General features: G+C 58.4%; 23 protein-coding genes. 16 read left to right on the top strand and 7 right to left on the bottom strand.

Features of this window, described 5'->3' with window-relative positions; genetic code table 11:
* Positions 1-5 precede the first annotated feature (5 nt).
* Positions 6-317: an HAD family hydrolase gene (locus HV744_RS01845; RefSeq protein WP_175147846.1), complete on the bottom strand. Its 312-nt coding sequence runs from the start codon at positions 315-317 to the stop codon at positions 6-8.
* 96 nt (positions 318-413) lie between these two features.
* The gene (locus HV744_RS01840) at positions 414-1,361 is read right to left on the bottom strand and encodes a LysR family transcriptional regulator (protein ID WP_175147845.1); all 948 of its coding nucleotides are present in this window, start codon (positions 1,359-1,361) and stop codon (positions 414-416) included.
* Between the two features lie 425 nt (positions 1,362-1,786).
* Between HV744_RS01840 and oxlT the strand changes: the two genes are divergently transcribed.
* From oxlT to HV744_RS01825, 3 genes are all read left to right on the top strand, one after another.
* On the top strand, positions 1,787-3,130 hold the full coding sequence (oxlT, locus tag HV744_RS01835; RefSeq protein WP_175147844.1) for an oxalate/formate MFS antiporter: 1,344 nt from the start codon (positions 1,787-1,789) through the stop codon (positions 3,128-3,130).
* 30 nt (positions 3,131-3,160) lie between these two features.
* Complete coding sequence (locus HV744_RS01830; RefSeq protein ID WP_175147843.1) at positions 3,161-4,144, top strand: LysR family transcriptional regulator; 984 nt, start codon at positions 3,161-3,163, stop codon at positions 4,142-4,144.
* An 84-nt stretch (positions 4,145-4,228) separates the two neighbouring features.
* The gene (locus tag HV744_RS01825) at positions 4,229-5,680 is read left to right on the top strand and encodes an aldehyde dehydrogenase family protein (RefSeq protein ID WP_175147899.1); all 1,452 of its coding nucleotides are present in this window, start codon (positions 4,229-4,231) and stop codon (positions 5,678-5,680) included.
* A gap of 100 nt (positions 5,681-5,780) precedes the next feature.
* Here HV744_RS01825 and HV744_RS01820 read toward each other — a convergent pair whose 3' ends face one another.
* Positions 5,781-6,758, bottom strand: coding sequence for a 2-dehydropantoate 2-reductase (locus HV744_RS01820; RefSeq protein WP_175147842.1), 978 nt, complete (start codon positions 6,756-6,758; stop codon positions 5,781-5,783).
* A gap of 456 nt (positions 6,759-7,214) precedes the next feature.
* On the opposite strand from HV744_RS01820, the gene HV744_RS01815 reads away from it, so the two are divergent.
* From HV744_RS01815 to HV744_RS01755, 13 genes are all read left to right on the top strand, one after another.
* Positions 7,215-8,630 (top strand): undecaprenyl-phosphate glucose phosphotransferase, encoded by a 1,416-nt coding sequence (locus HV744_RS01815; protein WP_175147898.1) that lies wholly within the window; start codon positions 7,215-7,217, stop codon positions 8,628-8,630.
* A gap of 199 nt (positions 8,631-8,829) precedes the next feature.
* Positions 8,830-9,984: a polysaccharide biosynthesis/export family protein gene (locus tag HV744_RS01810; RefSeq protein WP_175147841.1), complete on the top strand. Its 1,155-nt coding sequence runs from the start codon at positions 8,830-8,832 to the stop codon at positions 9,982-9,984.
* Complete coding sequence (locus HV744_RS01805) at positions 9,981-10,418, top strand: low molecular weight protein-tyrosine-phosphatase (RefSeq protein WP_175147840.1); 438 nt, start codon at positions 9,981-9,983, stop codon at positions 10,416-10,418. Before HV744_RS01810 ends, HV744_RS01805 begins: the two co-directional genes overlap by 4 nt.
* Positions 10,419-10,421: 3 nt before the next feature.
* Positions 10,422-12,632 (top strand): polysaccharide biosynthesis tyrosine autokinase, encoded by a 2,211-nt coding sequence (locus HV744_RS01800; RefSeq protein WP_175147839.1) that lies wholly within the window; start codon positions 10,422-10,424, stop codon positions 12,630-12,632.
* 94 nt (positions 12,633-12,726) lie between these two features.
* Entirely contained in the window at positions 12,727-13,875 is a 1,149-nt protein-coding gene (gene wecB, locus HV744_RS01795) for a non-hydrolyzing UDP-N-acetylglucosamine 2-epimerase (RefSeq protein WP_246278899.1), read from the top strand.
* A 32-nt stretch (positions 13,876-13,907) separates the two neighbouring features.
* On the top strand, positions 13,908-15,152 hold the full coding sequence (wecC, locus tag HV744_RS01790; RefSeq protein ID WP_175147837.1) for a UDP-N-acetyl-D-mannosamine dehydrogenase: 1,245 nt from the start codon (positions 13,908-13,910) through the stop codon (positions 15,150-15,152).
* A gap of 96 nt (positions 15,153-15,248) precedes the next feature.
* A complete protein-coding gene (locus HV744_RS01785; RefSeq protein WP_175147836.1) occupies positions 15,249-16,493 on the top strand; it encodes a flippase in 1,245 nt (414 codons plus the stop codon).
* Positions 16,490-17,320, top strand: a complete 831-nt coding sequence (locus HV744_RS01780; RefSeq protein ID WP_175147835.1) for a glycosyltransferase family 25 protein — start codon at positions 16,490-16,492, stop codon at positions 17,318-17,320. Before HV744_RS01785 ends, HV744_RS01780 begins: the two co-directional genes overlap by 4 nt.
* Positions 17,313-18,632, top strand: a complete 1,320-nt coding sequence (locus HV744_RS01775) for an O-antigen ligase family protein (RefSeq protein WP_175147834.1) — start codon at positions 17,313-17,315, stop codon at positions 18,630-18,632. Before HV744_RS01780 ends, HV744_RS01775 begins: the two co-directional genes overlap by 8 nt.
* The gene (locus HV744_RS01770; RefSeq protein ID WP_175147897.1) at positions 18,625-19,773 is read left to right on the top strand and encodes a glycosyltransferase family 4 protein; all 1,149 of its coding nucleotides are present in this window, start codon (positions 18,625-18,627) and stop codon (positions 19,771-19,773) included. Before HV744_RS01775 ends, HV744_RS01770 begins: the two co-directional genes overlap by 8 nt.
* Positions 19,774-19,814: 41 nt before the next feature.
* Entirely contained in the window at positions 19,815-20,591 is a 777-nt protein-coding gene (locus HV744_RS01765) for a heparin lyase I family protein (RefSeq protein ID WP_246278898.1), read from the top strand.
* Positions 20,592-20,651: 60 nt separating this feature from the next.
* Positions 20,652-21,386 carry a WecB/TagA/CpsF family glycosyltransferase gene (locus HV744_RS01760; RefSeq protein WP_175147833.1) on the top strand — a complete coding sequence of 245 codons (735 nt, stop codon included), beginning with the start codon at positions 20,652-20,654 and terminating at the stop codon, positions 21,384-21,386.
* A gap of 55 nt (positions 21,387-21,441) precedes the next feature.
* A complete protein-coding gene (locus HV744_RS01755) occupies positions 21,442-21,861 on the top strand; it encodes a serine O-acetyltransferase (RefSeq protein WP_175147832.1) in 420 nt (139 codons plus the stop codon).
* 23 nt (positions 21,862-21,884) lie between these two features.
* Here the strand turns inward: HV744_RS01755 and HV744_RS01750 are convergent, their stop codons facing one another.
* From HV744_RS01750 to HV744_RS01735, 4 genes are all read right to left on the bottom strand, one after another.
* Positions 21,885-22,076 carry a hypothetical protein gene (locus HV744_RS01750; RefSeq protein ID WP_175147831.1) on the bottom strand — a complete coding sequence of 64 codons (192 nt, stop codon included), beginning with the start codon at positions 22,074-22,076 and terminating at the stop codon, positions 21,885-21,887.
* A gap of 391 nt (positions 22,077-22,467) precedes the next feature.
* Positions 22,468-23,088 (bottom strand): LysE family translocator, encoded by a 621-nt coding sequence (locus HV744_RS01745; protein WP_175147830.1) that lies wholly within the window; start codon positions 23,086-23,088, stop codon positions 22,468-22,470.
* A gap of 115 nt (positions 23,089-23,203) precedes the next feature.
* Complete coding sequence (locus tag HV744_RS01740; RefSeq protein ID WP_175147829.1) at positions 23,204-23,746, bottom strand: hypothetical protein; 543 nt, start codon at positions 23,744-23,746, stop codon at positions 23,204-23,206.
* Positions 23,747-23,979: 233 nt separating this feature from the next.
* Positions 23,980-24,621, bottom strand: coding sequence for an IMPACT family protein (locus HV744_RS01735; protein WP_246278897.1), 642 nt, complete (start codon positions 24,619-24,621; stop codon positions 23,980-23,982).
* Positions 24,622-24,808 lie beyond the last annotated feature (187 nt).

Raw genomic sequence — 24,808 nt, 5'->3', positions numbered from 1 at the left:
AACCCTCAATCGCCTGCCGCCGCGAACTCGCTGTAGTGCTGGTCTTTCTTGTGCAGAATCATTTGCGCGAGAAAGTCGGCGTCGTAGGCGCGGTGAAGATGGCTGTGATACCGCTCGATGTACGCGGTGATGCGGGCCACCTCGCCGTTGAATTCCTTCAACAGGTCGAGCGTGGCGCGATCCCAGCGGAACCGCAGGCCGAGGTCGCTGAACGCGGCGTTGTATGCGCTCAGCTGTGCATCGTCGGAGTCGTCCGCGGCGATGCGGACAGTGCGCGTGCTGCTGGCATGCGACTCAACCGGAGCGTGGTGGTTCATGATCGGCCTCCTGGGCTGACAAGTGAGGGAGCTCGCTTGCAGGATAGAAGTACTGATCGGTTTGAAATAGTCAAAGTTTTATTGGATTTTCATAGCCTACTGCTTATACACGCTCAATTCCTTGACACGCGTGATCTTCTCGATCAGATTCGCGCCTTCTTCCATCAGGAAGCGTTTGAAGGCGACCGCAACCGGCGGCAGACGTTTGTTCTTCCGGTGCACGACGTACCAGTTGAGCATGACCGGGAAGCTCTCGACATCGAGCACGACCAGGTGGCCCAGTTGCAACTCGAGGCTGATCGTATGCGCGGACAGGAACGCGATGCCCATGCCGGCGATCACCGCCTGCTTGATCGTCTCGGTGCTTTTGATCTCCATCGCGATCTTCAGGTTGGAGAGACGGCCGGCAAAACCTTCTTCCATCGAATTCCATGTGTCCGAACCGCGCTCGCGCACGATGAAAGCCTCGTTCGCCAGTTGACTCATCCTGATGTTGCGCTTATGCGCGAGCGGATGCGTGGGCGCCGCCACGATCACGTACGGGTGTGGCGCAAACGGCTCGTTGGTCGCGTCGGTCTCGTGCGGCGGGCGCACCATGACGGCGAGATCGGTCTGGTTGGTCGCGAGTTGATGCAGCAGCTCCTCGCGATTATGCACCGCGAGATTGAGGACGACGCCGGAATAACGGCGCGTGAATTCAGCCAGCAGTCGCGGAAAGAAGTAGTCGCCGGCGCTGATCACCGCGACATTCAGCTTGCCGCCGGAGACGCCCTTGAGCTGACTCATCGCTTCGTCGACTTCGTGGAACTGCTGAATGATCGTGCGGCTGTAGTGGAGCATCTCGGTGCCGGCCGGCGTCAGATAGATTTTCTTGCCCAGTTGCTCGAACAGCGGCAGTCCCGCATGTTCTTCGAGTTGCCGGACCTGGGTGGAGACGGCGGGCTGCGTCAGATGCAGTTCCTCCGCGGCGCGCGAGAAGCTCAGGTGGCGCGCCACCGTTTCGAAGACCTTCAGTTGCCGCAGAGTCGCATTGCGCATCGTCATGGCCGATGTATAAGCAAATATGAATCAACATAATAACAAACTTTAATTATTCGTAATTCAGCAATGACCCTAGCATGGGTCTGTATAAGAAAGCGCAATTGCCGTCGCAAATACTCGGGTTAACGCTCGGATGTCAGGTGTGGAGGACGAGTCGCCCGGTCAAGGTTTCTTGTTAGACGTTAATTGATCGGAATAAAGAACTTTTGAAAATGCAATGACTTAAGTCGGATGCTTTAAAGAAGTTGATTAACGACGCAAATATTAAATCTTCCCGAATAGCAAGGCTTTTCGGGTCTTGGCCAAAAGGTGGGACGAATACAGCGCGGCGTGTCCCCAAGGGGGACTTCCTTGGAGTCGCCCCCAAAAAGGGGACTTCCTTCGGGGCGATGGCCGGCAGCACTAAATAAATAGTGGAGACAACCCTCATGGACAATATCACCCAGGAAACCACGACCCGCGCGTTTTGGGGGAATCGTTGGTGGCAGCTCGTCATCGGCATCGTGTGCATGGCATTGGTGGCCAATCTGCAATACGCATGGACCTTGTTCGTCGGGCCGATGAACGCCAGGCATCACTGGGGCGAAGCGTCGATTCAACTTGCCTTCACGATATTCATCCTGACCGAGACGTGGCTCGTGCCGCTCGAGGGCATGCTGGTCGACAAATTCGGGCCGCGGCCCGTGGTCGCGGTGGGCGCGCTGTGTGCGGGCTTGTCGTGGGTCATGAATTCGTATGCGACGACGTTGGGGATGCTGTACGCCTCCGCTGTGATTGGCGGCATCGGCGCGGGCGGTGTGTACGGTACGTGTGTCGGTAACGCATTGAAGTGGTTCCCCGATCGACGTGGTCTCGCCGCGGGGCTGACGGCCGCGGGCTTCGGCGCGGGCGCGGCGATCACGGTGATTCCGATTGCCAACATGATTACGCGTTCGGGCTACGAGCATGCGTTCCTTTTCTTCGGCATTCTGCAAGGCGTCAGCATTCTGCTGCTCGCGCTGCTGTTGGTACGGCCGGTGCTGCGTCAGCAAGGCGCGCGCAAGAGCAAGTTCGCAGTGTCGAAGGCCGACTTCACGTCGCGACAGATGATCAAAACACCGGTGTTCTGGGTGATCTATGCGTCGTTCGTCGCGGTCGCGGCAGGCGGTCTGATGGCGACGGCGCAAATCGGCCCGATCGCGAGAGACTGGGGCCTCGCTCGCATTCCGATGTCGTTCTTCGGCGTGACCTTGCCGCTGCTCACCATGACGCTGTCGATCGACAACATCTTCAACGGCTTGACGCGTCCGCTGTGCGGGTTCATCTCCGACAAGATCGGCCGCGAAAACACGATGTTCGTGATCTTCATCGGCGAAGGCCTGGCGTTGCTCGGCTTGATGCGGTTCGGCAGCAACCCGTATGCGTTCATGACGTTCGCCGCGCTGATTTTCCTCTTCTGGGGCGAAATCTTTTCGATCTTCCCGGCAATCTGCGCTGATACCTTCGGCAGTAAATATGCGGCGGCCAACGCGGGTACGTTGTACACCGCGAAGGGTACAGCGGCCTTGCTGGTGCCGATCGCTTCGGTGCTGGCGGCCACGGGTGGCTGGAATCTCGTCTTCATCGTCTCCGCTGTGATTACGATCACCGCGGGCGTCTCGGCGAAGTTCGTACTCGCACCGATGCGCTCGCGCTGGATCGAGTCGCACAACGAGCCGCAAGGCGTATTCGCGGCCGCGGGCAATGGCAACCCTTCGCGGCTGAGCCACTGGCCCGAGCAGACCGGGGAATAGCGTGAGCGGCCCGCGCCCGGCAGTCACGACATGAACGTTTCGTTGCAGCAACTCAAGGTGTTTGTCGCCGTCGCGCGTGAGCGGAGTTTTACGCGCGCGGCGCGCGAGTTCGATCTGACGCAATCGGCAGTGAGCCGCTGTGTGCGCGAGCTTGAAGATGCGGTTGAATTGAAACTGTTCGACCGCACCACACGCCAGGTCGAATTGACCAATGCGGGCGCGAGCCTCGAACGCAGGATCGGCCGGTTGCTGGACGAGATCGAACTGACCTTGCTTGAAGAGCGTGCCGCTTACGACGGACATACCGGTGTGGTGGTGCTGGCGAGCAATCCGGTGTTATCGTCGAGTTGGGTTGCGCAGGCGCTCGCACGCTGTGCGCTGGCGTTCCCCGAGTTGATCGTGTCCGTCAGGGATCAGTCGCAAAGCGGCGTGCTCGCGAGTGTCGAGCAAGGTGAGGTGGACTTCGGCGTGATCTCGTCGACCGAACCGTTCGACAGTGCTTTGCTGCACGCGCAAGTGATCTTCACAACGCCGCTGCATGCGGTGATACCCCCCACGCATCCTTTAGCCCGGCACGACAGCGCTGCGTGGTGCGCATTGCGCGAGTGGCCGCTCATCACGCTGAATGCGGACACGGGTGTGCGCGCGTCGCTCGAACCTGCGTTCAGCGCGAATGAGTTGAAACGGCGGCCGCTGCAGGAACTCGGTCATGTGGCGGCGGTGTCGCGCATGGCCGAACTGGGCCTCGGCGTCGGCGTTTTACCGGTCGACTCGCACTGGCCGTCGCCGGGTGCATCGCTGGTGAGCCGGCCGCTGGTCCCCGAGATGAGCGTGGCCACGTTGCTGGTCCAGCGCCGGAACCGCTCCCTTCGACCTAACGCCGCCGCGGCCTGGGCACAGTTCGCCGCGTCCGCGAGCGCGCCTGCGCATACCGCCGACGCTGCATCGTCCGCTTCGCAATCAGTCGCGCGGCCCGCGTTTGCGCCGCGCCGCACCGTTTTGCACGAGCCTTAGCGTCAGCTTCGATTGCCGGCACCCATCCCCAATCGAATCGCCGGCAGTCGGCCACACAGCAACGTCCACTGAAGGAGCTTCATGATGGAAACTGAAACCGACCTCAGGCACCATGATCTGCTGATCGACGGCAAGCGTCTGCCGCCCGGCACCGGCGAGTATTCCGTCGACATCAACCCGGCCACCGAAGAGCCGATTGCGCTGGTCGCTCAAGGCAGTGCCGCCGACGTCGATGCCGCGGTGCAGGCGGCGCGCGCTGCGCTGAAAGTGTGGAACTCGATTCGGGCCGCCGAACGCGGCCGGATTCTGATGCGTCTCGCTGGCCTGATGCGCGCCAATCTCGACGAGCTTGCCGCGCTTGAAAGTCTCGACGCCGGCAAACCGATTGCCGCGGTGATGCGCCAGGATATCCCGGCTGCGATCGATACGCTCGAATACTACGCAGGCTGGTGCGACAAGATCAACGGACAGGTGGTGCCGACGCGTCCCGATGCGTTGACGTACACGTTGCGCGAGCCGGTCGGCGTGGTCGCCGCGATCGTGCCGTGGAATTTCCCGCTGATGATCGGCATGTGGAAGATCGCGCCGGCGCTCGCGTGCGGTTGCACGCTGATCGTCAAGCCCGCGGAGATCACGCCGCTCACCGCGCTGCGTATCGGCGAACTCGCGCTCGAAGCGGGCGTGCCGCCCGGCGTGCTGAATATCGTCACCGGCAAGGGGCGTGTGGTCGGCGATGCGCTGGTGGCGCACCCCGGCGTCGATAAGGTGACGTTCACGGGTTCGCCGTCGGTCGGTCGGGGCATTCTGCAAGGCGCGGCCGGCAACTTCAAACGCGTGACGCTGGAACTCGGCGGCAAGTCGGCGAACCTGATCTTCCCGGACGCGAATCTCGACAATGCGGTGCGCGCCGCGGCCTCGGGAATATTCTTCAATACCGGGCAGGTGTGTTCCGCGGGTTCGCGCATTCTCGCGCATCGCGACGTGTATGACGAAGTAGTCGAGCGCCTCGCCGCGCGTGCGAAATCGATCAAGGTCGGCGATCCGTCGGCGCGCGAAACGTCGATGGGGCCACTCATCTCCGCAGCGCAGATGAAGACCGTACTCGGTTATGTCGAAACGGGACGAGCCGAAGGCGCTTCGCTCGTGACGGGCGGCGCACGGACAGGCGAGCGCGGCTTCTTCGTCGAGCCGACGGTGTTTGCCAACGTCGAACACGAGATGCGCATTTCGCAGGAGGAGATTTTCGGGCCGGTGGCCAGCGTGATTCGTTTTAACGACGAAGCCGATGCGATCAGGATTGCCAACGGTACGATGTATAGCCTTGCGGCCGGCGTCTGGAGCGCGGACATCGGCCGGGTGCATCGGGTGGCGCGGGACCTGAAAGCGGGAACCGTGTGGATCAATACCTACGGCTATACCGATGTGCGTCTGCCATGGGGCGGGTCCGGCGATTCAGGCTTCGGCCGCGAGCACGGCGACGTCGCGATTGAAAACTTCACCGAGCCGAAGGCGGTGTGGCTGGCGATCGATCAATAGCGTCAATAGCGAAGTAAAAAGAAGGATCGAACGCCTGAGGCGTTCGATCCTTGTTTCATTGTGGCGGTAATAGTAAATAGAAAGAACTCGCGACGTTCGGTTAATCGCCTTGCAACGCCATCCGCTCGCGCAGCTTGATCAGCGCCAGCACTACATCGATAGTCGGCGTAGGTTCGGCGACAAGACGACCCATCTCCTGTACTACCGTCAACAGGGGATCGATTTCCATCGGACGGCGATTCTCCAGATCGACCAGTGTCGACGTCTTATGCGCGCCGACCGCGCCCGCACCGTCAATCCGCTTTTCCACGTCGACGCGAAAGTGCACGCCGAATTGATCCGCAATCCGCTTGGCTTCGAGCATCATCGTGCGTGATACCGCGCGCGTGCCGGGGTCGCTGGTGAGCACGTCGAGCGTGGCGTGCGTCAATGCGCTGATCGGATTGAAACACAGATTGCCCCACAGCTTGAGCCAGATCTCGTCGCGGATGTTGTCGCGAATCGGCGCTTCGAAACCCGCTGCCTGCATGATCTCGTGCAATTGCTGAATGCGTGGCGTGCGTTCGCCGCTCGGCTCGCCGATCGGGAATTTCTTGCCATACACATGCTTGATGACGCCCGGTTCGACGATCTCCGCCGCGGGATACAGCACACAGCCGATCGCCCGTTCGGGCCCGAGCTTCGTCCATTGACCGCCGTCCGGATCGACGCTCGCCAGGCGCGTGCCGGCGAAGCGTCCGCCATGTTGATAGAAGTACCAATAGGGAATGCCGTTCACGCCCGTGACGATCGCCGTGTGCTTGCCGAGCAGAGGCTGCATGGCATCGACCACGCCAGGCAGCGAATGCGCTTTTAGCGTGACGATCACGAAGTCTTGCACGCCGAGTTCTCGCGGGTCGGATGTACAGCGCACCGGCGCGCTGAATGTCTCGCCGTCCATGATCAGACGCGCGCCGTGCTCGCGCATGGCCGCCAGATGCGCACCGCGCGCGACGAAACTCACGTCCGCGCCCGCGCGCGCGAGCTGCACGCCCATCAAGCCGCCAATCGCTCCCGCTCCGAAGATACAGATCTTCATGATGCCGCTCCCGTGACTATAAGAAGTCGCTTGCCCGATACCGCACTCGCTGTGTGCGGCAGTAGGTCACTGTTTGAGCATACGGGGGCGGGCCGGATGCAGATAGTTAAAGTTTCTCGGCCGGTGCATTCAGGATCGCTTATGGAAGCAGGGCGGCGCGAGGCGATCAGAATGGCTCAGAATAAATTGGAAAGTGAGGCTGGCGGCTTAACAAAATATTTAGAAATTTAGGAAATATCCCATGTTGGATCATTCTCCCCGAGAGCAGAATGCCCTTCTTTCAATGCAATGCAGTCAGGTGGCATTGCAAACGAATCGGTGAGAGTGGTGCCATGAAGTCCACGGTCAATTGGGAATTTCGCGTTGTGCCCGTTTGTGGGGCGCCGCTGAGTGAGTTGGGTGGCGCCGAGGCAGCGGTTCGAAGCTGCGGCGCTGTCGAATGCTAGGTCAGGTGTCATGCGCAACGTGATTCGCCAAACGGATGGGCGCGACTTCGCGGCGGTGGAGAGCTTGCTGGCACGCCTGTTCGACGTGATGTTGATCGCGTTGGGGGCGGTTGTTGCTTCGCTGCTTTTCACGCCCGACGCGGGGTATCGGACGCTTGAAAGTAACTTCGTGCTGTTCGACATGGCACTGGCTCTTTTGCTGTTGCCATGGTTCGGTGTGTACGACTCGTGGCGTGGGCGATCCAAATGGCGTCTGGCCATCAATGTCGTGTTCGGCTGGATCGTGGTGCAGGCCTGCGGTCTGGTCATGATGTTCCTGCTTCACCGTACTGCGTTGATGTCGCGGCTCTGGTGCGTGAGTTGGACTGTCCTCACTGCCGTTGGGATTGTCGCGTCGCGGCTGTTGGTGCATGCGGTGCTCGGCCGCTTGAGGCGGGCGGGGCGGAATCTGCGCATGGTCGCGGTGGTGGGCGCGGGTTCGCATTGCAACAGTGTGATTGCGAACATCGCCGGTTCGCCCGCCGCCGGCTTTCGGGCGGTTGCCACGTTCAATACGGGTGGCGATACGGATCTGGGCGCGCATGGTTTGCCTTCGTTCGCCTGCCTGCACGAATTTGCCGATTGGGTGCGCCGTGAAAAGGTCGACGAGGTGTGGCTCGCGCTGCGGATGTCCGACGAGAGCACCGTGCTGCGCGTACTCGACGAATTCAGCGACGACCTTGTCAACTTGCGCTTTATTCCCGACGTACGCAGTCTCGTGATGTTCGATCGAAACGTAGTCGATCTGATCGGCTCGCCGGCTATCAATCTGGTGGCCTCGCCGATGACGCCGTACGCGTTGATGCAGAAAGCGCTGTTCGACCGGCTGTTTGCGTCGGCGATCTTGCTCGTGTTGGCGCCGTTGATGTTGTCGATCGCGGTGGCGATCAAGGTGACGTCGAAGGGGCCTGCGTTGTTTACCCAGCGGCGCAAGGGTGCCGATGGGCGCGTGTTCCGCATCTACAAATTTCGCTCGATGCGTCTGCACACCGAGCAGCCAGGTGTGGTTCGTCAGGCCACGCGCGGGGATCCGCGTGTCACTCGCCTTGGTGCTTTTTTGCGGCGCACGAGTCTCGATGAGTTGCCGCAATTTTTCAATGTGTTGCGTGGAGAGATGTCGGTGGTCGGGCCGCGGCCGCACGCGATAGAACATGACGATGAGTATCGCAGCGTTGTCGACGGCTATATCCATCGCTACAGGATCAAGCCGGGAATCACCGGATGGGCGCAAATCAATGGCTTTCGCGGCGAGACTGACCAGATCGAGAAAATGCGCGGGCGGGTTGAGCATGATCTGTACTACCTGCGCAACTGGTCGTTTGGACTGGATATGCGCATTGTTATGGCGACGGTGGTGAAGGGGTTGGTGGATCGGAATGCGTATTGAGGCGTGGCTGGAGTGCGTGTTGCGAGTCGATCCATCGAACGTAGTACTTAGCATAGGACAGCGCGCGTCTCAACCAGAAATGGATCGGCTTGCCTGACGTTGGGCAGCAGGAGCGGAGCATTCGCACGCTCGCTTGAAGAATAGGTTGAAAACGATGTTAGCTGTAGTTCTGATGAGGCCGATTCGGCTTCGAGTCTTGATGGCGGCTGTCACCCTGATGACCTGCGCGTGTGCGGTGGCTCCTGGTATGCGGATGGAGACGTCCCATGTGCAGAACATGCCAGACACATCAAATGTGTCCAACGCGACAGGGGAAACCGGCGCGAGCGCGCCAGGCAAGATGGTCGATGCGACGCGCGGTACGCCGGCCATCGCGATCACTGAAGTCGACGCGGCGCTGATCGCGCAGCTGGCGCAAAGCCGGCGACAACAACAATTCGAAATATCGCAATTGCTGTCCGGAACGCCGCAGGCCTACGCCGTTGGGCCGGGCGACGTGTTGCAAATCGTCGTCTGGGACCACCCTGAATTTGCAGCGGCACTCGGTTCTTCGCAAACCCAGTCGTCGTCGCGCTCTGGCGATCCGTTTGCCGGTTTCATTGTCGATCAGAACGGCAGTTTGACTTTTCCCTACGCAGGCACGTTGCCCGTGGCCGGGCTGCGTACTGAAGAGATACAACAGCGTCTGACAGGCGCGCTCGCGAAGTACTTCGTCAAACCTCAGGTGACCGTACGGATGGCTTCTTACCGGGCGCGTCAGGTCTATGTCGATGGCGAAGTGCATAGTCCCGGCGCGCTGGCTGTCAACGATGTGCCGATGACGCTTTACGAAGCAGTCAGCCGAGCTGGCGGATTTAGCGACACGGCCGATCAGGGCAACCTTGTGCTGGTGCGCGACGGCCAGTCTCACCGCGTGAACCTGACACACCTGCTGGCTCAAGGATTGAGCCCGTCGCGGCTCTATCTGAAACCTGGGGATTTCCTGCGCGTTGTCTCGCGCGATGAAAACGATGTGTATGTGATGGGAGAAGTGAACAAGCCGGTCTCGGCCATTCCGCGTCGGACCGGCCGCATCACTCTCGCAGATGCTCTGTCGCAGGCAGGCAGCGTGAACTCGTCCACCGCCGACGCTGCGCAGATGTTCGTGATCCGCGGCTCGTTATCGGGGACACCCCAGGTGTTTCACCTTGACGCTCGATCGCCGGTCGCGATGTTGCTTGCGAAGGATTTCGATTTGCAGCCTAAGGATGTGGTGTATGTCGATGGCAGCGGGCTGGTTCGGTTCAATCGAGTGCTGAGTCTGTTGATGCCGTTGATTAGCAGTGGGTTGACCGCGGGGATAGTGGCGAAATGAGCGGGGTTCTGATGGTGTGTGAAGGCAATATTTGCCGGAGTCCGGTTGCGCGGGCATTTCTCCGAAGGGAACTGCCCCACCTCGAAGTGAATTCAGCCGGTACTCGCGCGCTGGTTGGCGAGCGCGCGGACCCGCTCGTTATGCAGCTCGCGACTGCGCGCGGCCTGGATCTCAGTGATCACGTTGCAACCGCTTTGACTTACGAACATGTGCGTGCAGCAGAACTGATTCTTGGCATGACGCAGGCACAACGCGACTTGATTCTGGCGACTTACCCATTCGCAAGGGGAAAAGTATTTCGTCTTGGCGAACACGATCAGGTTGACATCGTTGATCCCTATCAGCGGCACCACGCCGCATTTGAACTGGCTTTTGCACAAATTGAGAGCGGCATTTCGAATTGGCTCAACGTTATGACAACGCTGGCTCACTAACTCATGAATCTGCTCAAACAAAGTCGTGCAGCTGCGACGTCGGCCGACGACGAAATCGACCTGTCAGAAATTGTGGCGGTTGTCCGCGAGAACCGCTTGCTGATTTCTCTTGTCACCGCTGTGGTGCTGGTTCTCGGTACGGCGTATGCGTTGTTTGGCACGCCCGTTTATAGAGCGGACGCGATGATTCAGGTGGACGACGACACTGGTGCCAACAATATCAATCAGAAGTTGGGCGATCTCGCTTCGCTTTTTCAGAGCAAAGCGACGGCTGATGCGGAGATCGAACTGGTCCGTTCGAGGATGGTGATCGGTGAGGCCGTGCGTAGCCTGCACCTTGATATCAGTGCGAAGCCGCATTATTTCCCCGTGATCGGGGAGTTCATTGCGAAGCACACGTCAAGAGACGCGGCGAGTCCTGTACTCGGGCTAAGTCGCTTTGCGTGGGGTGGTGAACAGCTGAAAGTGACGAAATTCGATGTGCCAGGCGAGTTATACGGCGACGGATTTACGATTGTCGCCGGTGAGGGACAGCGCTTTGAGCTTCGCGATTCGCATAGCAACACACTATTTCAAGGTCGCGTTGGGAATCCTGAGCGTCATACGACTCAGCACGGGCCCGTCGAGCTGACCGTCGCAGCGATGACCGCGCGCCCCGGCACGACATTCGACCTTACGCGATCGTCGACCCAGCTCACGATTGAAGATCTGCGGAAGTTGCTCGACGTCAGGGAGAAGGTCAAGCAGTCCGGCATCATTGCGGTCACGCTCGATGGAACAGATGCTGCGCAAATCACAGCTATCGTGAATGCTGTGGCACGAACCTACGTTCAGCGTAACGTGGACCGCAAATCGGCCCAGGCCAAGCAGATGCTTAGCTTTCTTGGCGAACAGCTTCCGCAACTGCGAGCTGATCTCGATGACGCCGAGCAGCGTTACAACTCGTTTCGAGCCAAGCATGGCACTGTAGATCTGGAAGCAGAAGGGAAGCTACTGTTGCAGTCGATCGTCGATAACAAGACGAAGCTGACCGAGCTTCAGCAACAACGCGCGGACCTCGCTCAGCGCTTTACCAGTGAGCACCCGTCTGTACTGGCAATCGATGCGCAAATCGGTGAGCTGCGAGCGAAGGAGAGTGCGTTCGACGGAACAGTTGGAACTTTGCCTGACATTCAACAGCAGGCGCTGCAATTGATGCGTGACGTGCAGGTCAACACGGAACTCTATACAAAGCTGCTCGATAGTACGCAGCAACTGAGAGTGTTGAAGGCCGGTCAGTTGGGCAACGTTCGCACGGTCGATTATGCCGTTATACCGGAAAAGCCAGTCAAGCCGAAGAAGTTACTCTTGATTCTCGTAGCAGCCGTGTCCGGTCTGTTGTTGGGATGCACGTTCGCGTTCGTGCGCCGTGCATTCAATCGTGGCTTGGAGAACCCGGCGGAAATCGAGCGTGCGGTTGATCTTCCTGTGTACGCGATCATTTCGCGTAGCAGACGTCAATCGACGTTGCAGCAGTCCTCGCGCAGAGGCATATCCGGATCGCGTGTGCTGGCTGTTCATTTTCCTGAGGACATTGCTGTAGAGGGCATACGCGGCCTGCGCACGGCATTGCAGTTCGGCATCCTGAAGCCGGACAACAACATTGTGATGCTCACCGGGCCGCGCCCTGAGATCGGCAAATCGTTCCTTTCCGTCAACCTCGCGGCAGTGCTTGCTGCTGCGGGGAAGCGAGTCTTGCTCGTCGATGCGGACATGCGTCGCGGAAACCTGTACGCCTATTTTGAACTCGCGTGTGCGCCGGGTCTGTCCGACGTGATTGGTGGCACTGCGCCTGATCAGGCGATTCATCGTCAGGTTTTGGCGAACCTTGATTTTCTCACTAACGGAGCCATTCCTTCGAGCCCGTCCGAACTACTGGCGAGCGAGCACTTTGGCAAGCTCATGGCGCAGTTCAGCAAGCAATACGACGTCGTCATCGTCGATTCGCCACCGGTTCTCGCCGTTACCGATCCGGTCCTGATCGGCAAGCATGCCGGGGCGACCTTGCTCGTCATGCGCCATGGCAGACATTCCACAGCCGAACTCATTGAGACGACACGCCAGTTGAGCACTGCCGGCGTAGCGGTGGACGGCATTCTATTGACCGATGTGCCGCAACACGCCAGTACGTACGGCGCGTTCTCCGAATACGAGGTAAGGAAGGCCAGGTCATGAACACGGAAGACTTAGCCGCACGGCTAGTGCGGCGATGCGAGGTCGGTGCAATGCGTCACCGGAAGATCGACACGTCCAATACATGGCTGGTTCTATGAACAGGCGAATACTGCTGACCTTTGGGACTCGTCCAGAAGCTATCAAAATGGCGCCGCTCGTTACGCAACTCAAAAAGACGAGCGGAATCGACTGCTTCGTCTGCGTGACCGGCCAGCATCGGCAAATGCTCGATCAGGTGCTGTCCCTGTTTCAGGTGCGGCCTCATTTCGACCTCAATGTCATGAGGCAAGGTCAGGATCTGTACGACGTGACGGCGTCGATCATGCTCGGCATGCGTGACGTGCTGGACGACTGCAGGCCGGACCTCGTGCTTGTGCATGGGGATACCACGACGACAATGGCGACAAGCCTGGCATCTTTCTACCGGAGAATCCCGGTGGGACACGTCGAAGCCGGGTTGCGTACCGGAAATCTCCTGTCACCGTGGCCCGAAGAGGCGAACCGCAAACTGACCGGGGTGCTCGCTGAAACGCACTTTGCGCCGACAGAACGTGCTCGCCAGAATCTGCTTGCAGATAATGTGCCGGACAACCGCATCATTGTGACGGGCAACACAGTGATTGACGCGCTGCTGCACGTACGCCAGTTACTCGCCAATGATCCACAACTGGTTGCCGCAGCGGATCGGCTGTTACCCGAATTCGCACCGGGCCGAAGGATAGTGCTCGTTACTGGGCATCGCCGAGAGAGTTTCGGTGGTGGATTCGAGCGCATTTGCTCTGCACTGGCGCAGCTCGCGTGCAGCTATCCAGATGTGGATATTGTGTACCCGGTGCATCTGAACCCGAGCGTGCGTGAGCCCGTCAATCGCCTTCTCACAAATATCCTGAACGTTCATTTGATTGAGCCGCTCGACTATCTCCCGTTTGTTCGTCTGATGGATCGTGCGTTTCTGATTCTGACCGACTCCGGTGGCATTCAGGAAGAGGCGCCGTCTCTATGCAAGCCCGTACTCGTGATGCGCGATACGACCGAACGACAGGAAGCGGTCGACGCCGGCGTAGTGAAGCTCGTGGGCACCGACGTGCAGAGGATTGTCGACGGCGTATCGCAACTGTTAGATGACCCCGCGATGCACGGCGAAATGAGCCGTGGTGACAATCCGTACGGCGACGGAAGAGCTTGTGAACGCATCGCGAGAGTACTTGCCGCAGATCGCTCTATCGCGACGCTTGCCGCATAGAGATAAATAGATAACCCTACAACCCGATAGATATGGAATTCGAAACTGTCTCAGTCGTTGGACTCGGCTACATTGGCTTGCCAACTGCTGCGGCCTTCGCCGCGCGCCGCAAGCAGGTGATCGGCGTGGACGTTAATCAGCACGCGGTCGATACCATCAACAAGGGCGCCATTCACATTGTCGAGCCGGAACTCGATATGCTCGTTCATGCGGCGGTTTCGCAGGGTTATCTACGAGCGACCACCGTACCAGAACCCGCTGACGCATTTCTACTCGCCGTGCCAACGCCGTTCTCGGACGGCTTCAAGCCAGACCTTAGCTATATTGAGGCGGCGAGCCGCTCCGTCGCTCCTGTGCTCAAGAAGGGCGATCTGGTTGTCCTTGAATCGACCTCTCCCGTCGGTGCGACTGAGCAGATGGCGGTATGGATGGCGGAACTCCGACCTGATCTGACGTTCCCGCAGCAGGCCGGGGAGAATTCGGACATACGTGTAGCGCATTGCCCCGAGCGAGTGCTGCCTGGGCATGTGATTAGCGAACTGGTCGAAAACGACCGGGTAATTGGGGGGATGACGCCGCGGTGCGGAGAAATGGCGCGGGATCTGTATCAAAGCTTCGTACGCGGCGAATGCATTCTGACCGATGTCCGCACCGCCGAGATGTGCAAGCTCACAGAGAATTCGTTTCGCGATGTGAACATTGCGTTTGCGAATGAACTGTCGATTATCTGCGACAAACTCGATATCAACGTGTGGGAGCTGATTCGCCTCGCGAACCGGCATCCGCGTGTGAGCATTCTGCAGCCGGGGCCGGGCGTGGGTGGTCATTGCATTGCAGTGGACCCTTGGTTCATCGTCGATTCCGCGCCCGAGCAGGCCCGTCTGATTCGCACAGCGAGAACAGTGAACGACGATAAGCCGGGTTACGTGATCGAGCGGGTCGAACGCGCGGCGCGGCGCTTTAGAGATCCGGTGATCGCGTGTCTCGGGTTGGCGTTCAAAGCGAACATCGACGATCTACGCGAAAGCCCGGCACTCGAAATCGCCTCTGAGCTTGCAGAGCGATTCGCAGGACAGGTCGTGGTCGTCGAACCGAACGTCAAAACGTTGCCGGCGGCGCTCGACGGCAAGGTACGGCTCTGCGGATTGAACGAAGCGCTGCTGGAGGCGGATGTCGTCGTCATTCTGGTCGATCATGCACAGTTCCGGCGCGTGGACCCGGTACGCTTTCAGGCGAAGGTCGTCATTGATACGCGTGGTGTACTGGCGCATGCGTAATCTGTCGAGCCGTTCAGCCCTTATACACCTGGGTATGTCGTGAGCAGCCGGGAGACGATAGGTGCTGTATGTGCGACGAGAACGTCGCGCATCCACATGAATTTCCTCATCATGATGGTGTGGCAAGTCGGTAACTACCTTATACCGCTGGCGACTTTTCCGTACCTGACGCGTGTGCTTGGCGCGGCGCAATTCGGTGTGCTTGGCTACGTGATGGCAATTGCTACCTACGGGATGCTTGTGACCGAATGGGGTTTTTTTCTCAGCGGTCCCAAGGCAGTGGTTCAGTGTCGGGACCAACCCAAGGTGCTTAACGAACTTGTCTGGTCGACGATGATCGCCAAAGGTTGCCTTTGTGCGATTTCGTTCGCGGTGCTGTTAGTAGTTATGCAATTGGATAGCAAACTTGCTTCGGTTTATTCGGCGGTACTTGCTGCGTGGCTGATGGTAATTGGCAATGTTTTTACACTGAACTGGCTGCTGCAAGGGCTGGAGCGGTTTTCAGTCTTTGCGACGGTCGCGCTAGCCGGACGATTTTCGGCATTGCCGTTGACCTTCGTTTTCGTACAGCACAGTAGCGATGTTGCTATTGCCGCGGGAATTCAGGGGTTGGTGGCAATTTTCACGGGATTGTTCTCGCTGCTTGCCGCGCGGCGCCTTGGTGTATTGGGCCGGCCATGCGCTTCGATACGCTCGGTCTGGCAGCGTGTTCGGGGGAGCGCTGACATGTTTATATCTTCGGCGTCGGTGAGTCTATTTGGCATAACTAATGCGGTCATTCTCGCGGCAATGACGACGTCGTATGAGGTGGGGGTGTATACGGCGGCCGACAAGCTGAAAACTGTAGCCAACATGGTGCCGGCGCAAATCAATACGGTGTGCTACCCGCGTATTACTGCGTTATTCAGAGTGCAGCCGCGCTCGGCCGCCCGACTCACGGTTATCGGCGCGGTCGCCACGGGAGTGACGACTATCGCCGGGCTGTTCGGCATGGTCTACGTTTCTGCACCACTTACAACGTTGGTATTGGGGGCTGGCTACGTAGGCTCTGCGTCGGTGTTGAAGCTGCTTTGTTTTGGAACTGTCTTCGGCAATTTGGCCTATTTCGTCGGATTGCAGGTGCTGGTACCGTTCGGACGCGCGCGTATCCGCTCACTGATGATGTTGTTTGCAGGCGTATTGAACGTTGTGCTTGCGATCGTCCTGACGCCCCTGTTTGGCGCTGAAGGCGCAGCGTTGTCGCTTCTCGTCGCCGAGGTCGCGTTGCTCGGTATCTATGTGTCGATGATTTTGAGCACGCCGTCTCTGCGTAAGCACTTTACCCAATTGTTGAATCGATGATGGAAGGCAGCGTACCCATTCACGTCATATCGCTATTTCGTTCAGGCCGTCGGGATGCGATCAGCAAGGTATTGGTCGATCACGGAGCCTCATTCCGTATTGAGGAGGCAGTCGATGGGCAAGCGCTGACGGAAAGCCAACTGGGTGCCGTCTATGATGACGAGGCGGCTCGTCGTCGTTACGGACGTTCAATGACTTGCGCTGAGGTTGCGTGCTTTATGAGTCATCGTTCTGTATGGCGCGCGATAGCGGATACCGGCCGCGCTGCGGTTGTCCTTGAAGACGATGCGATTCTCGATGTGGAATTTTTCGATGGCGTACTGGGTGTGAACGAATCCGCACTGTCGTCCATGGCGGACATTGTGTTGCTTGGACGATCCAAGTTGCGTCGCTCCGCGTCGACGTGGACTTACTTCAATGAGCCGCTAAGGGGGGGAGGAGCGACGGTAGACGGACTGCGGATCGGTGTTCCGTTTAAACAGTGGACTTCAGGGGCCGTAGGCTACTGGATATCCGCGCAAGCAGCTCGTCAAGCGCTTGCCTTCGCGATGGGTCCGATCGGCGCACTACTCGATGACTGGCCGTGGCATCGGGACCACTGCAATCTTCGCGTGGTTGAATTGCGTCCCTATGCCGTGTGGGAGAACTTCGAAGTGCTGCCGAGCAGCATCGAGGGAGAGCGTAAAGCGCGCACGACTCCGCGGACGTCGTTGCATGACGCGGCACTGTGGCCGCTGCGCTTGCTGCGAAGCGTCGCACGGTGGAGCGTGGTTGCGTTGCAGTGGTTTTTATCGCCCAACGACGTTGGAAGATCACGCCATGAATAACACAGCCTCGAGGAGCCAGCGGAGCACGCAGAGCGGCGTAACCGTACAGCAGTCGACGCGACGGACGCCCGTCTCGTTGGGATGGGCGGTGTTTGCCTGTGGCCTTGCGCTGTCACCGTTCGCGGATTTCCTGTCAGTCAGGGCTGCGCACGGTTTCGACGCCGCGGATGGTGATGCACGATATTCGTTGCTCGTGCGTGGAAGCATGGTGGTCGGACTGCTGTTTGTTCTAGTGACGGGCAGGTGGGTAAAGTTATCGAGTTTGCGCACTGGGCTGTTAGCGTTGGTCGCGATTATGGCATCAGCCCTGACCTTAACGTTTGGCAATATGTCCAGTGCTGAGTTTGCCCAGCAGGTGGTCTTCGTCCTCAAGGTGTTCTCTTTTTTTATTTGTTTCGCCGCTCTTTCCGGGATGAGTAGCAGGCAACTTGAGCAACTTGAAGTGGTTGTTTGGTTCACGTTGTTGATCTACGGGCTATCTATTTTCGCGGGCGCGGCGTTTTCGATCGATATGTTTCGTAGCTATCAGGCGGATACTCAGATTCGGTCCGGCTATAAGGGCATTGTGTATGCGCAGAACGAAGCATCTTCACTGTTGATCGTGGGACTTGGCTATGGCCTGCTCAAGGTATTGAAATCGGGCTGGTCGATACGGAACGGTGCGCTAGTCAGTACCATTTTGCTGGCTTCGTTTTTGGTCGGCACAAAGGCCGCGATGGCCGGCGCGGTTGCGATGACATGTTCGTATTTGTATTGCGGGCATAGAGTGCCGCAAGCAACTGTCCGCGCGTTGGCCATTGTCGGTGTGCTGGCCGGTATCGGCTTGGCCGCCTACCTGTCGTTGCCTGCAGTGAGGGACGCCGTCGATCTCAGTCTGCAATATTTCATTTATCAGCATGATCACACGGGAAGTGGAGGGATGCTCACGATCGCTCTATCTGGACGTGACATCAAGTTTTCAAACGTATGGGATGAAGTGGCAAAGGAGGGCTACGTCCCTTTGCTTACGGGTGGCTATCCGGTGGTGCGTTATCTGGTTGAAATGGACGTACCGGATCTTGTGTTGGCGATGGGATTGCCGGTTTGTGTTTGCTACTTGTGGAGCTTGGGAACGGCATTTGTTTACCGCGAAGGCGGCCCTGTGCCACGGTTCGGAAAGTTGTTTTATATCGTTTTAATGGCGGCAGCTTGTACCGCAGGGCACGTGCTCGTGTCGGCAATTACCAGTCCATACTTGGCCATGATCGCAGTGCTCGTCAAACGCGCCGCAGCAGACCGCCGATCGTTTGAGAAGAGGTCCGGTGATGCGTAAACACCATGACCGCAACGCGAACATACGTAATCGAGCGTCGCCGTTGCGGGTGTTACACGTTGGACCCGGCCGAGGTCAGCGTGGCGGCATTGCGTCTGTTCTCGCCGAGCTCGATGCACAACAGGGCCAGTTTCGTCGTGAGGCCGTGGCCTTGACCATCTTTGAAACGCATGGCTTCCAGAATGTGAAATCTCTCCTCTGCTTCTTTTTCTTCGACATTCCGTGCTTTTTTTGGGCGCTGCTCAGAGGCGTCGACCTGGTTCACTTCCATGTGTCGGTCCACGGATCGTTTTATCGAAAATTTGTTTTGTATTTTCTAGCTCGGCTTAGTGGCAAAAAGACGATTTTTCATCTCCACGCAGGGAATTTTCAGCAGTTTTGGGACGCTAGCAACTCGCTCATCCGCAAAGCGGTATTGTGTTTTATTCGTGGCGCAGACGCCGTGGTGGCCGTTTCATCGGCGATAGCGACCGAGCTTCAAGGCTATTGGGGCATTGAGCGCGGCCTCTATGTGATTGGAAATACGGCTTCCGGTGCCGAGGCGATGGCGGGGGCGGCGCTGCGAAAGCATCCGACTGCGATGGATGCGGACGCGACACCATACGTCGCTTTTGTCGGCAGATTGACGGAGGGAAAGGGGATCGACGAGCTGCTGGGAGCGATGGCGCTATTGAACTGTTGGGGGTTGAAGGTCCAACTGCGATTGGCGGGCGCTGGCGATATTGATAGGTGGAGACGCGTTGCGATCAGCTATGGCGTGAGCGATCAGGTGCATTTTGTTGGCTGGTTGCAGGGCGATGAAAAGCTCGCATTTTATCGCGACGCTGCCGTGTTTTGCATGCCAAGCCATTTCGAATCGTTCGGTATCTCGACGCTGGAGGCGATGTTCATCGGTCAACCCGTAATCGGCACGCAAGTTGGCGGTTTTTTCGATCTGGTTGAAGAAGGCGTGACAGGCTATCTCGTTCGTTGTGGGGACGTACCGTCTCTCGCCATCAGAATCCGGTATTTGATAGAGAATCCAGATACCGCAAACGAGATGGGGCATGCAGCGGTTTTACGTGCTGCGAGTCGCTATTCGATCAACGTGGTTGTTGAGCAATACATTCACTGTTACCAGATCGTGAGCGGATCAAAGTGAGAAGAGCGCATATCGACGTCATATCGTCATGTCGATGGAAGGTGATCTGGATTTTGGGAACGCTATGCAGTGTGGCCAACGCGCAGGATATGGAGGAGGTTTGGATCGATCCGAAGATGGCAGCATTGGTGAGTACCTATGACAAGCTGTTCTCGACGGATTGGAGATACGGGATTGATTCTAGCATCGGAGTTCAGGCAAATCCCGGCGATATCACGGTGGTTGACGATCCAGTAGTGGCTGGACGAAAGGCCATACGTGTTCAGATATCCAAATCAGAAAATTTTTCGAAAATCGCGAATGGCACTCCTCGGGCAGAGCTGATATTTCCGAAAGTGGTGAGTTTTTCACAGGGGCCTGATTATTTGCTTAGATGGAGTACTTTCATTCCTACTGGGTTCACGTTCGATGCGAAGCAAGCCGTCATTATCACGCAGGTGCATCAAGGAACGTGGACGGGTGGGCCGACAATTGCACTGAGCCTGCTGGGCAAACAGTATGCGATTTCCGAGCGCGGCGGTGTAAATACAACGGCCGTTTCCGCCGGCAAGTGGCTGTGTTGTGCGGACACCGACAAGGGTAGGTGGGTCAACTGGGCGTTGCGCTACGTTGCCGATGATTCGGGCCATCACGCTTCGACCCAGTTGTGGAAAGACGGGCGCTCGGTGTTTGCATCACAAGGGGTGCCGAATGCATATATCGGCGTGCAGGACGCGTACTTAAAGATGGGGTTGTATAAGGCTGGGTGGAACACCTCATCATCCGAAGTCAGTGAAATGACGTTGTTCTTCGGGCCAGTTTCGGTTTCGAGGAAATGAGTTTTTCGCCCGCGAAGAAAGATTGATGTGCGGATGCCACAGAACATACAGAGCGGATTTATGAAGCGTATTGAAGTATTCGGATGTCCAATTGACGCGGCAACCATGGATGAAACGGTTGCCGCGATTTCATCAAGGATTATCGCAAAACAGTTCACGCAGCACGGTGCGGTCAACGTGGCGAAGCTTGTGCATATGCAGTCGAACACCGAACTGGCGCAATCGGTCGGTTCCTGCGATTTGATCAATGTCGATGGAATGGGCGTGGTCTGGGCTGCCCGAGTGCTCGGCAATGCGGTGCCCGAGCGGGTTGCAGGCATTGATCTATTCGACAGATTGCTCGCGGAGGCTGCCCGTCTGGCGCTCCCGGTATATCTGCTTGGCGCGACCGATGAGGTTGTCTCGCGGGTGGCCACGATATGCGCGAACCGCTATTCGGGCCTCCAGATCGCCGGCTATCACCATGGCTATTTCGGCGATGACCACCAGCCTGTTGTCGATAGGATCCGTGAGTCGGGTGCGAGATTGCTTTTCGTGGCTATCACGTCGCCTACCAAGGAGAATTTCATTAACCGCTGGAAAGCAGCACTCGGTGTCGACTTTGTGATGGGGGTTGGCGGGACATTCGATGTCATGGCAGGGAACGTCCGCAGGGCGCCTTGCTGGATGCAAAGAGTCGGGCTGGAATGGCTTTTTCGTGTCCTACAGGAACCGCGCCGGATGTGGCGGCGATATCTGATCACGAACAGTAAGTTCGCACTGATGGTAGGTAAGGCACTGATCGTTCAGCGCTAACCGGTTTTGTGGCAACTTTGACCGTCGTTCCAAACGATCTAAAAGGAATAGCTGCATGTTGTACATATATCGCGTTGCGCATCTACTTCATTGTCTGCGCGTGCCTTTTCTGCCTTGGCTTTTGAAGGTCTTTAACCGAATTGTCTTCTCGGTGTCCTTGCCGCCTTCAGTAACGGTTGGGCGCAACGTGGTATTCGGCTATCAAGGGCTTGGCATCGTTGTGCACCGGCAGGCAGTGCTGGGTAACGATATCGTCATTGCTCCCAACGTCGTAATCGGCGGCCGTGGCCAGTCGGGTGCGCCGGTGATCGGCGACAACGTTCTGATCGGGGCTGGGGCGTGCATATTGGGACCAGTGACGATTGGACGTAACGCGAAGATCGGAGCAAACGCGGTCGTCATATTCGACGTGCCACCCGATGTGACGGTGGTAGGCATCCCGGCTCAAATCGTTCAGCCGCGCCAAGACGGGTGAATGTAGTGAGCTGAGAGCTGAGTTCAATGACTCTTGATGCACCGCTTAACAAGCTCCGGATCACCAATCAACGCATCCATGCTCAGCTTGATAGTACCTTCGATCGCGATCGTATTGCTGGTGAATTTCGGTGACCTCTGCCTGACCGTTCTCGTGGTCGAGAGCGCGACCTTCCGGGTGGCGGGAGCGGTGATCGCGTAGCGCATCTTCAACATTCAGAAATGCCGGCGACCGTGCGTCGTTCACCGTGGACGTTTCGATGCTGCCACTGAGCGCCTGCCTGGTGCCATTGAGATCAAAGCCCGCGACGTGCAAGCATGCTTGCCATGCACGCTGCGCAGGGTTTCGGAAATGTCTTCGTTGAGTACGACGCCGGCCATCGCTGCATTTTCGACGTGGTTCGGCGAAACACGTCCGCTGCGAGCGGGCATATAAACGAAGTCTTGTGCAGGGGCGACGCTGCGCGCATCCGGTGGGATGCGTCGCCGCAGCGCGGTGTGTTAAGCGGCGCTTGGGTGATCATGTGAGCTGGAGCTGGTGTATGCGGGAACATTCCTAGGTGGAGATCATCGAGGCGAACCTTCCCCTTCTCCTCCGTTCAACCCCTCACCCCCGCCTCACCAACAAAAAACTCACTCCAATCGCCGCCAGAAACCCACCACAAAAGCGATTAAACCACCGCCGAACCCTCACCCGCACCAACCATTTCCCGAGATACATCCCCGCCCACGAATACAGCGCAATTGCCACCCACTCAAGCACGAGAAAACTCGCACCCAGCACCGCAAACTGCGGCAATATCGGCTTCGCGACATCAACGAATTGCGGCAAAAACGCCGTGAAAACCAGGATCGCCTTCGGATTGCCGGCGGCAACAAGAAACTCCTGCCGCGCAATTCGTCCAAGCGACGCGTCCTGCGGTTGCGACGTATCGATAGCAGGCGCATCGCTGCGCCACAATTGAATGGCCAGCCAGATCAGATAAGCTGCGCCAGCCAGTTTGATCGCAAGAAAAAACCACTCCGACGCGTGCAGCACGACAGCGAGACCAGTTGCGGCGAGCACCAGCATCAACGCGAACGCGACCAGCCGGCCGGTGCCGCCGACGAACGCCGTCATGAATCCATGACGCGCCGCCATATTGATCGACAATAGATTATTGGGCCCGGGCGCGAGATTGATTGCAAAGCAGGCGGGCAAAAAGAACAGCCAGGCGGTGATGGACATGACAGCTCGCACAATGAGCGGAAGATTGCAACGAATCACGCGGAGAACCGGCCGCCGCGCGACACCTTGTCACGAATTGTAGCGAAACCGGCCCATGCCGACGTCGTCGACGCGTTTAATTCACTGCCTTAACAAACCCCGGATCACCAATCAACGCATCCACGCTCAGCTTCACCGTATCTTCAATCGCGATCGTGCTATTGGTGAATTTCGGCGATTTCTGTTTGACCGTCTTGATGGTCGAGAACACAACCTTCCGGGTAGCGGCATCGGTGATCACATAGCGCATCTTCAACGTCCAGAGCGCCGGCGACCGTGCATCGTCGACAGTGAATGTCTCGATGCTGCCGCTGAGCACCCGCTTGCCATCGGTGAGATGAAATCCCGCGATCTGCAAGCTCTTCGCCACGCCGTTGCGCACGGTTTCGCTTATGTCATCTTTGAGTACGATGCCGGTCATCGCCGTGTTTTCGATGCGGTTCGGCGAAACTTGTCCGTTGCGAGCGGGCATGTAGGCGAAGTCGCGGGCAGGGGCGACGCTGAGCGATCCGGTGGGATGCGCGGCCGCACGCGGGGCGCTGCTATTCAGGCCGAACCACGACCAGGAGCACGCTGACAACATCAACGGCAGTGCAACGGCGCCGCAGCCCTTGAGCATGGCGGATCTCAACGGTAAGCGCGTGGCGCTGGCCGAGCCGGGCAGAGACGGGCTCCGTTGCGGCGACTCAGGCGCCGTGCTGGAAAAAGCGGCAGTCGAGATCAGAGGAGTTGGCCTTTTAAATGGAGTCATCCCGATAGAGAACAGCATGGTAACAGTGAGCCGGGCTTCGCACCTTCCTGATCGGATCGCGGCTTGCATTTTCGTTGCGTTCGGGCAGATCTGCCAGACCGTCAGAAGAAGCCCGCTTTTCCCTGGGTCATATCCACCAGCGCTCGCTGGGCCTCCTCGACCGCATTGACGGGTAACCGGATCGCCATCTTCACCAGCATGCCATAAGCGCTATCCACCAGTGCATATCCCTCGGCGTCGATCCATCGGCGCACCTTCGCCTCGTCCGCATAACTCACTTCGACGATCAGCGAAGCCTGAGCAATCCTCTCGATTCGCGGCGCATCCAGCAAAGCCGACGCGATCGCGTCGGTGTACGCGCGCACCAGGCCACCGGCGCCGAGCTTCACGCCGCCGTAATAGCGTACGACGGCGGCCAGCACGCCGTCCAGATCGTGGTGCCGCAGCACTTCGAGAATCGGCCGTCCCGCCGTGCCGGACGGCTCGCCGTCGTCGGACATGCCGGACTGGCCGCCGGCCAGCAGCGCCCAGCACACATGCGTGGCGGCAGGATGTTCGTCGCGCAGCCGACGCAGTTCGGCCATCGCGGCGTCGCGGTCGGCGACCGGTATCGCATAGGCAATGAATCGGCTCTTGCGAATCTCGAGTTCCGCGCTCAGCGCCGCTTGCAAGGTATAGGTGGGCAAGGCAAAGACTTCAGTGGATGAAAAAGTGCGGGCCGCGCGCCGCTCTGTGCTCGCCATGGTAACGGATCGCCGCTGCATTACGCACGCATGGCCCCGGCACTGCTCTTTTTGCAGAAGCGTCCGTGGTTCGCCGCGACTTTGGCGGCTTTACCCTGCGCGCAGATCGAGGTCCGCGTGTTCGTCTACAATTCTCTGCTTGAACTCGCGCGTCAGTCCGCTGAATGCCGCGCGTCGACAAGGAGAC

Source organism: Paraburkholderia ultramafica (assembly GCF_902859915.1).
Taxonomy (GTDB): Bacteria; Pseudomonadota; Gammaproteobacteria; order Burkholderiales; family Burkholderiaceae; genus Paraburkholderia; species Paraburkholderia ultramafica.
Note: the sequence above shows the minus strand (reverse complement) of the source record. Positions and strands in the feature narration are given on the sequence as shown.